At 66.9% G+C, this 13,284-nt stretch carries 8 protein-coding genes; 6 read left to right on the plus strand and 2 right to left on the minus strand.

Going from position 1 to position 13,284, the window contains the following annotated elements; all coding sequences use genetic code 11:
- Positions 1-22: 22 nt before the first annotated feature.
- Positions 23-985 carry a ParA family protein gene (locus tag LPT13_RS00885; RefSeq protein WP_430622548.1) on the plus strand — a complete coding sequence of 321 codons (963 nt, stop codon included), beginning with the start codon at positions 23-25 and terminating at the stop codon, positions 983-985.
- Positions 978-2,036, plus strand: coding sequence for a ParB/RepB/Spo0J family partition protein (locus tag LPT13_RS00890; RefSeq protein WP_242162582.1), 1,059 nt, complete (start codon positions 978-980; stop codon positions 2,034-2,036). Before LPT13_RS00885 ends, LPT13_RS00890 begins: the two co-directional genes overlap by 8 nt.
- Positions 2,037-2,111: 75 nt before the next feature.
- On the opposite strand, the gene rlmN is transcribed toward LPT13_RS00890, so the two are convergent.
- Positions 2,112-3,164, minus strand: coding sequence for a dual-specificity RNA methyltransferase RlmN (gene rlmN / locus LPT13_RS00895; protein WP_242162584.1), 1,053 nt, complete (start codon positions 3,162-3,164; stop codon positions 2,112-2,114).
- Positions 3,165-3,380: 216 nt separating this feature from the next.
- Here rlmN and LPT13_RS00900 point away from each other — a divergent pair, with 216 nt between their 5' ends.
- Positions 3,381-4,334 (plus strand): D-alanine--D-alanine ligase family protein, encoded by a 954-nt coding sequence (locus LPT13_RS00900; RefSeq protein WP_242162586.1) that lies wholly within the window; start codon positions 3,381-3,383, stop codon positions 4,332-4,334.
- 169 nt (positions 4,335-4,503) lie between these two features.
- On the opposite strand, the gene LPT13_RS00905 is transcribed toward LPT13_RS00900, so the two are convergent.
- Complete coding sequence (locus LPT13_RS00905) at positions 4,504-5,142, minus strand: hypothetical protein (RefSeq protein ID WP_242162588.1); 639 nt, start codon at positions 5,140-5,142, stop codon at positions 4,504-4,506.
- 194 nt (positions 5,143-5,336) lie between these two features.
- Here LPT13_RS00905 and LPT13_RS00910 point away from each other — a divergent pair, with 194 nt between their 5' ends.
- From LPT13_RS00910 to LPT13_RS00920, 3 genes are all read left to right on the plus strand, one after another.
- On the plus strand, positions 5,337-8,654 hold the full coding sequence (locus LPT13_RS00910) for a helicase C-terminal domain-containing protein (RefSeq protein WP_242162590.1): 3,318 nt from the start codon (positions 5,337-5,339) through the stop codon (positions 8,652-8,654).
- A gap of 19 nt (positions 8,655-8,673) precedes the next feature.
- A complete protein-coding gene (locus tag LPT13_RS00915) occupies positions 8,674-10,077 on the plus strand; it encodes a hypothetical protein (protein WP_242162592.1) in 1,404 nt (467 codons plus the stop codon).
- 69 nt (positions 10,078-10,146) lie between these two features.
- A complete protein-coding gene (locus LPT13_RS00920; RefSeq protein ID WP_242162594.1) occupies positions 10,147-13,221 on the plus strand; it encodes an aminopeptidase in 3,075 nt (1,024 codons plus the stop codon).
- The last annotated feature ends 63 nt before the right edge of the window (positions 13,222-13,284 follow it).

Genomic DNA, 13,284 nt, shown 5'->3' on the forward strand with positions numbered 1-13,284 from the left:
CGATTTGAGAAAGGGGTTAGACGTGGGCTTGTTAGACGGTCTGAAGCGGGAGAAGCCCGAGGAGGAGGCGCCTGTTCCCAGCGTTGCCTCGTCTCCTGACGACTTTGACGTAGAAAATGCGGAGGTGCTGGTGAGAGAGCCGGCTCCCATGGTGGTTGACCAGGCGGACAAGAAGCCGATCAAATCCTATAAGGACAAGGCTCCGGTGCGCCATGTGGTCGGACAGACCAAGGTGGCGGCGATCATCAATCAGAAGGGTGGCGTGGGGAAGTCCACCACGGCCATCAACCTCTCGGCGGCGTTGGGGGCCATGGGGAAGCAGGTGCTCCTCGTCGACCTTGATCCTCAGGGCAATTCATCCAGTGGTCTGGGCATTGAGAAGGCGAACGTCGAGAACTGCATCTACGACGTGCTCTTGAATGATGTCCCCATTGAGGAAGTCATTATCCCCGACGTGTGCCCCGGCTTGGATGTGGCTCCTGCTACCATCAACCTAGCCGGCGCCGAGGTCGAGCTGGTATCTGAGATGGCGCGTGAGAACCGCCTGAAGGACGCGGTGGGCACCATGCGGGGCAAGTATGACTTCATCTTCATCGACTGCCCACCCTCCCTGGGCCTTCTGACAGTCAACGCGCTGGTCGCGGCTGATAAGCTGCTCATTCCCATCCAGTGCGAGTTCTACGCACTCGAGGGCGTGACAAAACTTCTCGATTCGATGAAACGTGTCAAAACGCGCCTTAATCCCACGCTGGATATCTATGGCGTGCTTCTCACCATGTACGACGGCCGCACCAACCTGTCCTTGCAGGTGGCTGAGGAGGTGCGGAACTACTTCGGCCGTGCCGTGTTCAAGACGGAGATCCCGCGCACGGTCAAGCTTTCCGAGGCTCCGAGCTTTGGACAGCCTATTACCGAGTATGAACCCAAGGGCAAGGGTGCTATTGCCTACATTGAGCTTGCGAAGGAAGTGATAAGCCGTGGCTAAAGCGACGAAGGGCGGCCTGGGCCGTGGACTGAACTCCCTCTTGGGAGACTCTTACGATGAGGGAACCCCGGCACCTGCCCCGGCGCGTCCTGCTCGTCAGCGTGTGGTAGTGGAACCGGGTGAGATTCCGCAGTACGACCCCATTCTGGAGCCGCGAGATGTTTCACGTGAAACATTTTCCCCTGAGAAGGAGGAGCCGACGCCTGTTGAGCGTGAGGAGGCTTCTTCCGAGCACATCACCATCAAGGGGATCGTGTCCCGTAACGTGGATGAAGTGCCGATCGAGTGGGTGACCCCCAACCCGGATCAGCCGCGCACCCACTTCAAGCGCGAGGAGATCGAGGAGCTTGCGGCGTCAATCGAGAAGGACGGCCTGCTGCAGCCCATCCTCGTGCGCACGATGGGGAAAAACGACTACCAGATCATCGCTGGCGAGCGTCGTTGGCAGGCTTGCAAGCTGCTCGGTGTCGAGAAGATTCCTGTGCGCATCAAGGATGTCGACGACGATCGTGCCCTCGAGCTGGCCCTAGTTGAGAACGTGCAGCGTTCCGACCTCAACCCCATCGAGGAGGCCTACGGCTATCGCCGCCTGATGGAGCGCAAGAACATGACGCAGTCGGATGTGGCCCAGGCCATGTCGAAGGGCCGCTCTACTGTCGCCAATGCTCTTCGTCTGCTCGATCTGCCGCAGGATGCCCAGCAGCTGCTTTTCGAGGAGAAGATCACCGCTGGTCATGCTCGCGCTATCCTCTCCATCCCCAATAGCGAGGGCCGCGAGAAGCTCACCAGCAAGCTGATGGAGGAACGCCTCAACGTCCGTGAGACGGAGCAGCTGGCTCGCCTGCTGTCCGGTCGTCCCAAGGGTGAGGAAGCGCCGGTTCGCCAGCCGATGCCGGTCACTTACAAGCGCGTCGCCAAGGCCCTGCGTGATGTCCTCAAGACTAATGTGCGCGTGAGAACCAAGGGCGGGAAGAACAAGATTGAGATTGAGTTCCAAGATGAGGCGGAGCTGACCCGTCTTTTCGAGGAACTGCTTGCCTCGATTTCCTAGTAACGCATAAAGAAAGGGCCCCGGCTTTGGTCGGGGCCCTTTCTTTATGCAGGGGAATGTTTCACGTGAAACATTTCAGATTGTTTCACGTGAAACATTTTGGAGTGAGTTCTTCAGCTGTCCGCAGGCGCCGGCGATGTCCGAGCCGCGGGATCGTCTCATTGTGGCCTCGATGTGATGTTTACCAAGTGTGCTAATCCAGTGATCGGCGATGTAGCGAGGAGACGGCTGGAAGGGAGAGCCGGCGATTTTGTTCATGGGGAGCAGGTTCACGTGGCAGAGGAGTCCGTCGCAGAAGTCTAGCAGCGCCTGGAGGTCTTCCTCCCCATCATTGACACCCTTAATGAGGAGATATTCGAAGGACACGCGGCGGTTGGTCTTCTCGACGTAGTGTTTGAGGCTCTTCTTGAGAGAAGGAAGCGGCTGGTGAGAGACGCGGGGCATCAGCTGATCTCTCTTCTCCTGGATAGCCGAGTGCAGGGAAATGGCGAGGGTGAACTGCTCGGGCTCTTCGGCCAGCTGGTCAATCCCCGGGATAATGCCGCAGGTGGACACGGTGATATGCCGTGCGCCGATATTGAACGAGTCAGCGGAGTTCGCCATGCGAAGGGCCTCGATGAGCGCATCGTAGTTGAGAAAGGGCTCACCTTGTCCCATGGCAACGAGATTAGTCACCCTGCGGCCGAAGTCACGCTCGACGAGGGATACCTGCTCCGTCATCTCATTGGCGGTGAGGTTGCGGCAGAAGCCCTCGCGACCTGTCGCACAGAACGCGCATTCCATGGCGCATCCCACCTGGGTGGAGAAACATACGGTCAGACGCTCGTCGTTCTCACCTGTCGGCATGGCGACGGTCTCGACCATACAGCCGTCATGGAAACACACTACGTACTTCCTGGTTCCATCCTTGGAGACCTGGCGGTCGATCACCTCGCAGGTTGCGAGGGGGTAGTCTTGTGCGAGCTGAGCTCGGAAATCCTTAGGGAGGTTGGTCATCTCGTCATACGAGATGGCATGTTTTCCCACCAGCCACTCGTAGAGCTGCTTGGCACGGAATTTCGGCTGGCCATATCGTGAGGTCAGATCTTCAAGTTGGCTGAGGTTGTAGGTCTTTATCTCATTCATCATGCCGCCATTATAGGCGACGGTGTGAGAGGAAAATGTTTCACGTGAAACATTTGAACTTCAGAATGGGAAAAGCGCTCGCAAAATGTTTCACGTGAAACATTTTGCCCTGGTACAAGTGGAGGAAGTGGCCTAAGAATGTTTCACGTGAAACATTCTTCATAGGCAAATGCTATACTTGCGGCCGCTTATCTTAGTTCATGGAAAGGTGGGGAACGTATGTTCGAATCCTTTGATCCATCATCGTGTAAGGTTGTCATTCTGGCCGGCGGCTCCAGCGGGGAGAGGGAGATTTCCCTGGCCTCGGGTGAGGGTGCCCGCTCGGCGTTGGTCGAGGCAGGGTTTGAGGTCAGCGTGCTTGATCCAGCGAACCGCGGGGATCTAGAGGTTCTTCTGGGGGGCAGCTTCGACGTGGCCTTCCTCTGCCTTCACGGCAAGGGAGGCGAGGATGGGTCGATCCAGGGGTTCCTGGAGACCATCGGACTTCCCTATACCGGCTCGGGCGTGTGGGCGAGCGCGCTGGCCATCGACAAGGAGAAGGCCAAGGTGTTCTACCGTGCGGCCGGCATCCCCACTCCGGAATCGCTGGTGGTGACGCGCGATGAGCTGGTCTCCGTGGCCCAGATAGTCGCTGAGCTGGGGGAACGGTGCGTGGTGAAGCCTAATACCGAGGGGAGCTCGCTCGGCGTCTTCATCGTCGAGTCCGCCGAGGAGCTGGAGGGGGCCATCGATCAGGCCTTCCAGGTGGGCGAGAGGCTTCTGGTGGAGCGCTACGTCAAGGGCACCGAGCTGACGGTGGCCGTGGTAGGCAACGACGATCCGACGGCGCTGCCGATCATCGAGATCATCCCGCAGAGCGCCTCCTACGACTTCGAGTCGAAGTACGCGCCCGGCGGATCGCAGCACATCTGCCCCGCCCGTCTGCCTGAGGATATCGCCGCCCGCATCCGGGAGCAGGCCGTCGCCGCGCACCGGGTGCTCGGCTGCGCGGGGATGTCCCGCTCTGACTTCCTCCTGGACGAGGACGGGGTGGCGTGGATCCTCGAGACGAACACCATCCCCGGCATGACGGCCACGTCGCTTCTCCCCGACGCGGCACGAGCGGCGGGCATCAGCTTCCCCGACCTGTGCACGCAACTCATCGGCTTCGCCCTGGAGGATGCGCGGCGTTAGGTTCCCGGATCAAGGGGTAACACGAAAACAGGGCCCGGAATGTTTCACGTGAAACATTCCGGGCCCTGTTCGTTGGAATGGGTGGGTTACGAGGGGCAACGTGATGCGGCTCACCGCAGGGAAGTCGGCGTCATCGCGCCAGGACACGCCGTGGCGAGCCTCGTAAACGCTAGAACAGCCCGCAGGACTTGAGGGCGAACATAGCGCCGGCCACTAGTGCCAGAAGGAAGGCCCAGCTGATGATATAGCAGCCCTTATTGCCCTTGCGCCCCTGCTCGATGGCCTTCTCACTGAGGGAACGGCGGCTCTTCATGACCACCGTGCCCTTCTCCTTGGCGGGCATGGGAACGGTCTGGTCGGGCAGCCAGGTGCCGTTGCTCTCGATGACGCGCGTTACTCCCTCGTCGCTGAGGGTCACGTTCACGCGCACGCCGTCCTGCATGCGCAGCGCCACGTTCTGCACAAAAGCTTCGAACGCGTCAGCCTGGTGGGGGTCGTAGGCCATGACGGCCATCTCGCCCCAGTAATGGCCCGGCTCGGGGGCCTCGGTGAAGGCGATGAACGACAGCACGGCCGTGAGGGTGAGTCCGCGCGCGGAGAGGATGCTCAGGTCGCGCGAGAACTCGGGGTCGAAGAAGCCGATGCGCTGGTCGAACCGGCTGACGAGCCACGCCTTGTGGTCGGCGCCGTCCATGGTGCACTCGATGCGGTATGCGTCGCCGACGAGGTTGTCGGCGCCGAGCAGCCGCCCGGCGTCCTTCTTCGACTCAGTCTCGAAGCGATGATATGTACCGAAATACTGATTCATGGGGCTCTCCGTTCCGCGGGGTACGGTGGGGTTGTTACAATAGCGGGACGCGCAGCCGCCGGAAGGCGCCCTCTTCTGTTGTCGGGTCATTCTCCCTTGTTTTCGCCTTGAGAGGAACCCCTCACCTGCAAACGGCCGGCCATGCGCGGGAGAGAGGCGCGGAATTCACCTATCCAATGGGATTCGAGGAACGCATGAGTGACAAGCTCGTTGAGGATACTGCGGAGGAGACCGCCAGCGCGGCGCCCCAGGGCGTCGAGAATGTTTCACGTGAAACATTCTGCGCGGGAGAAGGAGCGGAAGGCGCCGAGCTGCCGGGGGAGCTGGCGCGGTTCATCAGCGACGGGACGTGCGCGGATGTGGTGGCGCGCTACGCCGCGCTTCCCGCGCAGGCCGCGGCGGCGGACTACGGCGAGCTCGACCGCAACATCGTGGTCATCGACACCGAGACGACCGGCTTCTCGCTCAGCCATGACGAGCTGACGCAGATCGCCGCCGCGCGCATGGAGCGCGGGGAGATAGTCGACTGGTTCATCACGTTTGTTAACCCTGGTAAACCTATTCCGGATGACGTCGCCCATCTGACGAACATCCATGATGAGGACGTAGCGGACGCGCCGCTTCCGGCGGAGGCGCTCGCCCAGCTGGTGGAGTTCGTGGGGGACGCCAAGGTGGTCGCCCACAACGCGGAGTTCGACCGTAACTTCACCACGAAGCACCCGGCGGGCTATCCACTGCTGGAGAACCAGTGGCTCGACTCGCTCGACCTGGCGCGCATCGCGCTGCCGCGCATGAAGTCCCACCGGCTGATCGATCTGGTGCGCGCGTTCGGCGCGCCGCTGTCGACCCATCGCGCGGACGAGGACGTGGCCGCCACCTGCGCGCTGTTCCGCATCCTGCTGGCCGGCGTCGACGCCATGCCCGAGCCGCTGGTGCGCGAGATCGCGAAGATGGCGCCGGCGGATCAGTGGCCCACGGTGGCCGTATTCGACTACTTCGCCCGGCGTAAGGCCCAGGAGGGCCTCGAGATAGCGCCCGACCTGCTGGAGGGCGCGCCCGCCACTGCGGATGTTTCACGTGAAATACCCGGCGTCACGCAGAAGGGGGACACCGCGCAAGGAGAAGGCGTGCTGCAGGGTGAGGGCGCCGTGCAAGGCGCGTCCATCGGGTCGCCCGCCGCCGCGCCGCGCGATGAGTTCGACGTGATGTTCGGCGTGCCTCCCGCGGCGCCCGCCGCAACGGCCGGCACCCAGCTGTCGGCGTTCGCCCCGGCGGCGGAGCGGTTCTCGCTCCGGGCGATGCGGCGTGAGCGGCTGCGCGGCGACGAGCGGCGCGCCAAGCTGGATGCCGACGCCATCGCCGAGGATCCCTATCGCGATCTACGCTTTCCGACGCAGCAGGACGTCGCCGAGGCCTTCACCGCCGAGGGCCTGGTCGGCGGTCTCTACGACGACTACGTGCCGCGCGAGGAGCAGCGCGTCATGGCCGAGGCCGTGCGCCATGCCTTCGACAGCTCGCGCAACCTGATGGTGGAGGCGGGCACGGGCGTCGGCAAGTCCATGGCCTACCTGGTTCCCGCTACCATGACCTCCTTAATCAATAATGTGACCGTCGGCGTGGCCACCAAGACGAACGCCCTGCTCGACCAGCTGGTGCATCACGAGCTGCCGGCCCTGGCCGAGGCGCTGGCGGCGCGCGGGCAGGAGCTCACCTTCACGTCGCTCAAGGGCTTCTCGCATTACCCGTGCCTGCGCCGCATCGAGCGCATCGTGGAAGAGGGCCCGCGCCTGCGCACGGTCGGCAACAAGGAGTACCCGCAGGCCCCGGCGCTCGCCGCGCTGCTCTCGTTCATCGAGCAGACCGACTACGACGACCTGGACGGCCTGAAGATCGACTACCGCGTGCTGCCGCGGCGCAGCGTCACCACCACGAGCCACGACTGCCTGCGCCGCAAGTGCCCCTTCTACGGCACCAGCTGCTTCGTGCACGGCGCGCGTCGCCGCGCCGAGACTGCCAACGTGGTGGTCACCAACCACAGCCTGCTCTTCTGTGACCTGGCCGCCGACAACGGGCTTCTGCCCCCCATCCGCTACTGGGTGGTCGACGAGGCCCATGGCGCCGAGAACGAGGCGCGCCGCGCGTTCTCCATCGAGATGCCCGCCGACGACATCCGCTTCCTCGCGCGCCGCGTGGCCGGCGACGAGTCATCGCGCAACGTCTTCTCGCGCGCCGAGCGCGCGGCGGTCATCCCCGGCCGCGAGGAGGGCGCCGCCCTGTTCTACGCCCTGGCCAACAAGGCGCGCAGCGCCGGCCAGGCTTTCGCCGAGGCCGCCGAGCCGTTCTGCGAGGCCCTGCGCGGCTTGCTGTTCTTCGACACGAACCGCCGCGGCAAGGGCTACGAGGTGGTGGAGCTGTGGATCAACGCGGACATCCGCTCGTCGGCCACCTGGGCCGACGTGGTGGAGAAGGGCCGCGCCATGGCGGATCGGGCCGAGAAGCTGGTCACGGCGTGCCAGGAGATGGTGGCGCTGCTCGAGGACGCCGAGGGCGCCGCGGTGGTGCAGCGGGAGATCGCCTCCATCGCGCTGGAGCTCAAGGACATCATGCGCGCGGTCGAGGTCATCCTCGTCACCGCGCCCGACACCTACGTCTATGCCGCCACGCTCAGCCGCAAGGGGGATCGCCCGGTCGACCAGCTGACGGCGATGCCGTTCAACGTGGGCGCCGCGCTTGACGAGATGCTCTACGCGAACACGCACTCGGTGGTGTTCGCCTCAGCCACGCTCACGGTGGGAGATTCCTTCGCGGCCTTCGAGGGGGCGATGGGACTCAACACGAGCGAGGCGTCGGCGTGCGACACGCTGCTGCTGGCGTCAAGCTATGACTTCGACGCCCACATGCACGTGTTCGTGGCCAGCGACATGCCCGAGCCCAACGACCCGCGCTACCTGGAGGTGCTCGAGCGGCTCCTCGTCGGCACCCACCGCGCCCAGCGCGGCAGCATGCTCACGCTGTTCACCAACCGCCGCGAGATGGAGAAGAGCTTCGAGGCCGTCCAGCCGGCCCTCAAGGAGGACGACCTGCGGCTGGTGTGCCAGAAGTGGGGCGTGTCGGTGAAGGGCCTGCGCGACGACTTCCTGGCCGACGAGCACCTGTCGCTGTTCGCCCTCAAGAGCTTCTGGGAGGGCTTCGACGCGCCGGGCGCCACGCTCAAGGGCGTGATCATCCCGAAGCTGCCCTTCGCCAAGCCCACCGATCCGCTGTCCTGTGAGCGCGGGGCCCGCGACGACGCGGCGTGGCGCCGCTACGTGCTGCCCGCCGCCGTCATGGAGACCAAGCAGGCCGCCGGCCGCCTCATCCGCAAGGCCGATGACGAGGGAGTCCTCATCCTGGCGGACAAGCGGCTGGTGACCAAGGGCTACGGCAAGTCGTTCCTCAAGTCGCTGCCGAGCCGCAACATCACGGTGTGCACCATCGACGAGATCATCGCCGCGCTCGAGCAGGCGTCCTAGGAGGCGCGGAAGGCGAGCGATGGCGAAACGGGGCCACAAGATAACCCACGCGGCGCACGTGAAGCGCGCGACCCAGGGCACCTCCAATGAGCTGTCCTTCAGCGTGCTCGACGCGGCGCGCGAGTCGCTCGACGACGCGCAGGATCGCACGCGCGGGGGCCGGGGCGGGCGCGTGAAGTCACGCGGTCGCTCGGCGGCGGGCGCGCCTAAGGCCCCGGGCGGCGGTGCCCTGCGGAAGCTGGGCGCCATCCCGCTGTTCACCTTAGGTGGGCGCCGCAAGCCTCCCAGCACCCCGGCCCGCGAGCGCGGGATCACGCTGCCCTCGGGAGAGTTCGTGTCGACCGAGGGCGACTACGCGCCCGTCGCGGGCCCGGTGCACGCCGCTCCCCGCACGGGCACGCGCGGCGGGGCCCCGCGCGCTCAGGGCCGCACCTCCTGGCAGGCGCCTCCCGAGGAGGTGGCGCGCCGCAAGTCGCTGCGCAAGCGCCGCCGCCTGGCCGTGTTCGCCGTGGGCGCCGCCGCGGCCCTGGTCGTCGCCGGGGTGCTCGGCAGCGTGGGGTACTCGTTCATCCAGGCGCAGAAGGTGCTGCGCGGCGACCTGTCGGTGGCGCTCGAGGACATCCAGCGCGCCGACGAGGCCATCCTCCCCATGGACGAGCTGGTGACCGCCCGCGTCAACGAGGGCATCACCCAGGGGGACGCCTCCCAGCAGGCCGCCGACTGGGAGGCGATGCAGCCGGCCCTCGACGCGGCGCTCGCCGACCTCGCCACGGCGCGGGCCGACGTGCTGGCCGTGCAGCCCAAGCTGGTCGACGCCCGCGACAAGGAGGTCGCCAACCGCGCGCTCGCCTCCATCAACGCCCGCGAGAACATGATCGCAGCGGGACGCGCCCTCATGGCCGAGGCCCTGCCCGCGCGCCAGGCCCAGCAGGCCGCCGTCACGTCGTGGGACAAGACTCTCGAGGCCGACGGCCTGGCCCGGGACGCCGCGGCCAAGCTGGCCACCATGTCGAAGGCAACGGTGGGCGAGTCCATGGCCATAAGCGAGCAGGCCCTCGCCGCGTTCACCGAGGCGCGCGACGGGCTGGACGCCGCCGCGGCCGCCTACCCGCGGGCCGACTTCTCCGCCTTCCGCGACTACCTTACCCTGCGCATCGACGCCCAGTACGCGGCCATCGCCTCGGATAAGGCCTACCTTGCGCGCAACAAGCAGGAGATGGCCGACCAGAATGCCCGCTACAACGACCTGGACGCCCAGGCAGTCGAGGCAGCGCATGCGCTCACGGGCGACCCGACGGGCATCGTCGGCCCGCTCTACGCGGCCGCGGCGACGGACACGGCGGCGTCGTACTCCGCCGAGCGGCTCCAGGCTGGCGATGCAGACGCATTTCTGCGGGATTACTTGGGCAGCCTGGGGAAATAGCTTATACTAGCGGTAATTGTGCCCTGGTTGTTCCTTGGCATCGAAACGGAAAACCGAAAGGCTCCTTACATGGCCGCTATACAAGAGCACGTCGCGTACCTATCGCAGACCATCGGGCCGCGCCCTGCGGGCACCGAGGAGGAGCAGCAGGCCGCGCTCTACATCACCGAGCAGCTGCAGACCGACGCGGGCCTTCCCGCCTCCATCGAGGACTTCAGCTGTAACCCGGACGCCGACCTTCCCCGCGCCATCTGCAGCGCCGTCGTCGCCCTGGCAGCCGTGGTGGCCATCTTCGTGTCGGCGCTGGTGATCCCCGCGCTCGTCCTGACCGTCGTGGCCGGCGCCGTGTACGTCGCCGAGGCGCTGGGCAAGCCCGTCGTGTCCCGCTTCCTCAACCGCGGCGTCAGCCAGAACGTCATCGCCAAGTACGAGCCCGACTTCTCGCCCGAGGCCGGCTCGGGCCGCCGCCGCAAGATCGTGCTGGTGGCCCACTACGACAGCGGCAAGGTGCAGGTGGAGGCGAACCCGCCGCTGCTGTCGGCCCTGCCCATCCTGAACTGGGCGGCCATCGGCGGCATCGTCGTCTCGGCCGTCATCCTGGCCGTGCGCTGCCTTACCACCCTCGAGGGGACGGCGGCCGTCGCGCTCAACGTCGTGGCCGTCATCGCGCTGCTCGCCGCCGCGTGGCCGCTGCTGCTGGCCATCCTGCACCGCTCCGCCTCGTACAACGAGGGCGCCAACTGCAACGCCGCCGGCGTGGCCGTGCTCATGGACGTGGCCTCCCGCGTGGGCCGCGGCCGACTGTCCGCCGCCGAGCTGGAGCGCCTGCGCGACGGCGATGCCGTGATCCACGGGGCGGACGCCGCGCGTGCCGCCGGTGCGGCCCCCGACGGGGCCGAGCTCGTCTACGAGACGGGCACCCCCGCGCCGCGCGAGGAGAGCGCCGCCGAGCGCCTGCTGTCGGCGAAGGCCGCCGTCGCCGCCCTCACCGGAAAGCCCGTGAGCGAGACCATCAGCATCGACCTGCCCGAGCCCGAGCCCGAGCCGCTGCCCGAGGAGGAACCGGCCGCCCTGGCAGCCGCCGATGGCGAGGCCGCGCAGGACGCCGCCCCGGACGGCGCCGCGCCCGAGGTCGACGAGCCCATCGAGATCGAGCCGGAGGAGCGCGACGAGCCCTCCGTTCCCGACTGGTTCAAGGCCGCGCAGCAGAAGGCGAAGAAGGCCGACGACCGCGAGGCCCCCGTGCAGCGGTCACGCTACGCCGAGGCCCTCGACGCCGCGCTGGCCGAGCAGCGCCCCAACCGCTTCAGCGCGCCGGCCGAGACCGGCATCTCCGAGACGGAGCAGCGCCTCCAGCAGATGCGCGAGAGCATCATGGAGGTGAAGGCGCCCGGGTTCCGCCGCGCCGAGGACACCGAGGCCCCGGCTGCCGTCCCTGCCGTGGACGCCGCCGAAGCCGCGTCTGCGCCCGCGCCCGCCCCGGCCGATGCCACGCCCGCCGCGCCCCAGGACGCCGACGAGCCGGCCGGCGGCGCTACCATCGCCTTCCGTCCCGTGCCCCTGGACATCCCGACCCCCGCGGCTCCCGATGTGCTGGGGGCGGAGCGCCGTGAGACCCCGGCGGCCATCTTCGACGACGCCGTCGAGGAGGTGCGCGCCCAGGAGGTCACCTTCCGCGAGCCGCGTCCGCTGACCGGTTCCGCCGAGGCCACGCCGGTCGACCGTGCCGCCGTGGCTGAGAGCCTGGCCGCCGCCATCCCCTCCATCCAGACCCCCGCGGCCGCCCTGGCCGATGCCGTTCCCGCGGTGGGCGCCGCCGGCAAGAAGCCGACGAAGCGCAAGCGCCGCGCCATCTCGCTGCCCTCCATCGGCGCCGAGGCCGACGCGCTCACCCCGCTCGACGAGCTGAGCAAGCAGCCCGCGCCCCTGGCCGAGGAGCGCCAGCCCGCCACGGGCCGCGTGCAGGACCTGCGCTCGGTGCTGCCCTCCATCGCTAACGCCCCCGCGGCCGAGCCCGCGCTCTCCGCTGCATCGCTTCCCTCGCTCTCCGGCGCGATGGCCCCCGCGGCCGTTGTCGAGGAGGAGTCCTTCGAGGCGACGAGCGTCAGCCGGGCAGGCGCCTTCGCCGTGGCCGGCTCCACCGGCGCCTTCGCCCCGGTGGGCGACGAGCTGCTCGACGACGTGGATCCCGACGACATGTACGTCGACGATGCCGACGACTCCGACTACGAGGAGGTCATCACCGAGACCGGCGCGTTCTCGGGGCCCGGCTACGTCGACATGCCCAAGTCGCGCGCGTCCCGCTTCCTCGGGAAGTTCGGCTTCGGCCGGAAGAAGGCCCAGGAGGAGACGACCCCGCAGGAGTGGCTCGACGTCGACGACGAGTTCGAGGCCCAGGCGGCCGGCGCCGCGCGCGGCGGCTGGGAGAGCTTCCGCGAGGATGCCGACGGCTACGACGACGGCTATGATGACGATGGCTACTACGACGAGGCCGACGATGAGGACGGGGGCGAGGTGTACGAGGCCCTCTACGAGGAGCAGGACGAGCCCGCCGGCCGCACCCGGCGCTGGCACGGCGGCGGATTCTCGCGCGAGCAGCTCGGTCGCGTGTCGACCCTGTCCGAGGACGTGCGCCCCGAGCAGCCCGCTGAGCTGCCGGACGAGGGCGTCGGCGTGGAGGATATCGTCCGCTTCCGCAACCCCGACATCAACACCGAGGTGTGGTTCGTGGCCCTGGGCGCCGAGCTGGCGGGCAACGGCGGCATGAACGCGTTCCTCGACGAGCACGCGCAGGACATGCGCGGCGCCATCATCATCGACCTGGACGCCCTGGGCGCCGGCGACCTCACGCTCATCGAGAAGGAGGGCGCCTACCTGCCGCGTCAGGCGTCGTCGCGCATGAGGCGCCTGGTGAAGAAGGCCTCGGGAGCCGTCGGCCTGACGGTGGGCTCCGGCTCGATGACCTGGATGGACAGCGCGGCCGCCTGCGCCATGCGCCGCGGCTGCCAGACCATGCACCTGGCCGGCATGGAGGGCGGCAAGCCCGCCTACTTCGGCCAGAGCGACGATGTGGTGGAGAACGTGTCGGCTGACAAGATGGCCGTCAACGCCGACTTCGTCATGGAGCTGCTGAAGAGCATCTAGCCGCGCGCCCGACCGCGAGGACGACGGCGCGAAAAGGAGAGGGCCCCCGACGGGATATCGGGG

It is taken from the genome of Adlercreutzia faecimuris (assembly GCF_022669055.1).
GTDB classification, from domain to species: domain Bacteria; phylum Actinomycetota; class Coriobacteriia; order Coriobacteriales; family Eggerthellaceae; genus Enterorhabdus; species Enterorhabdus faecimuris.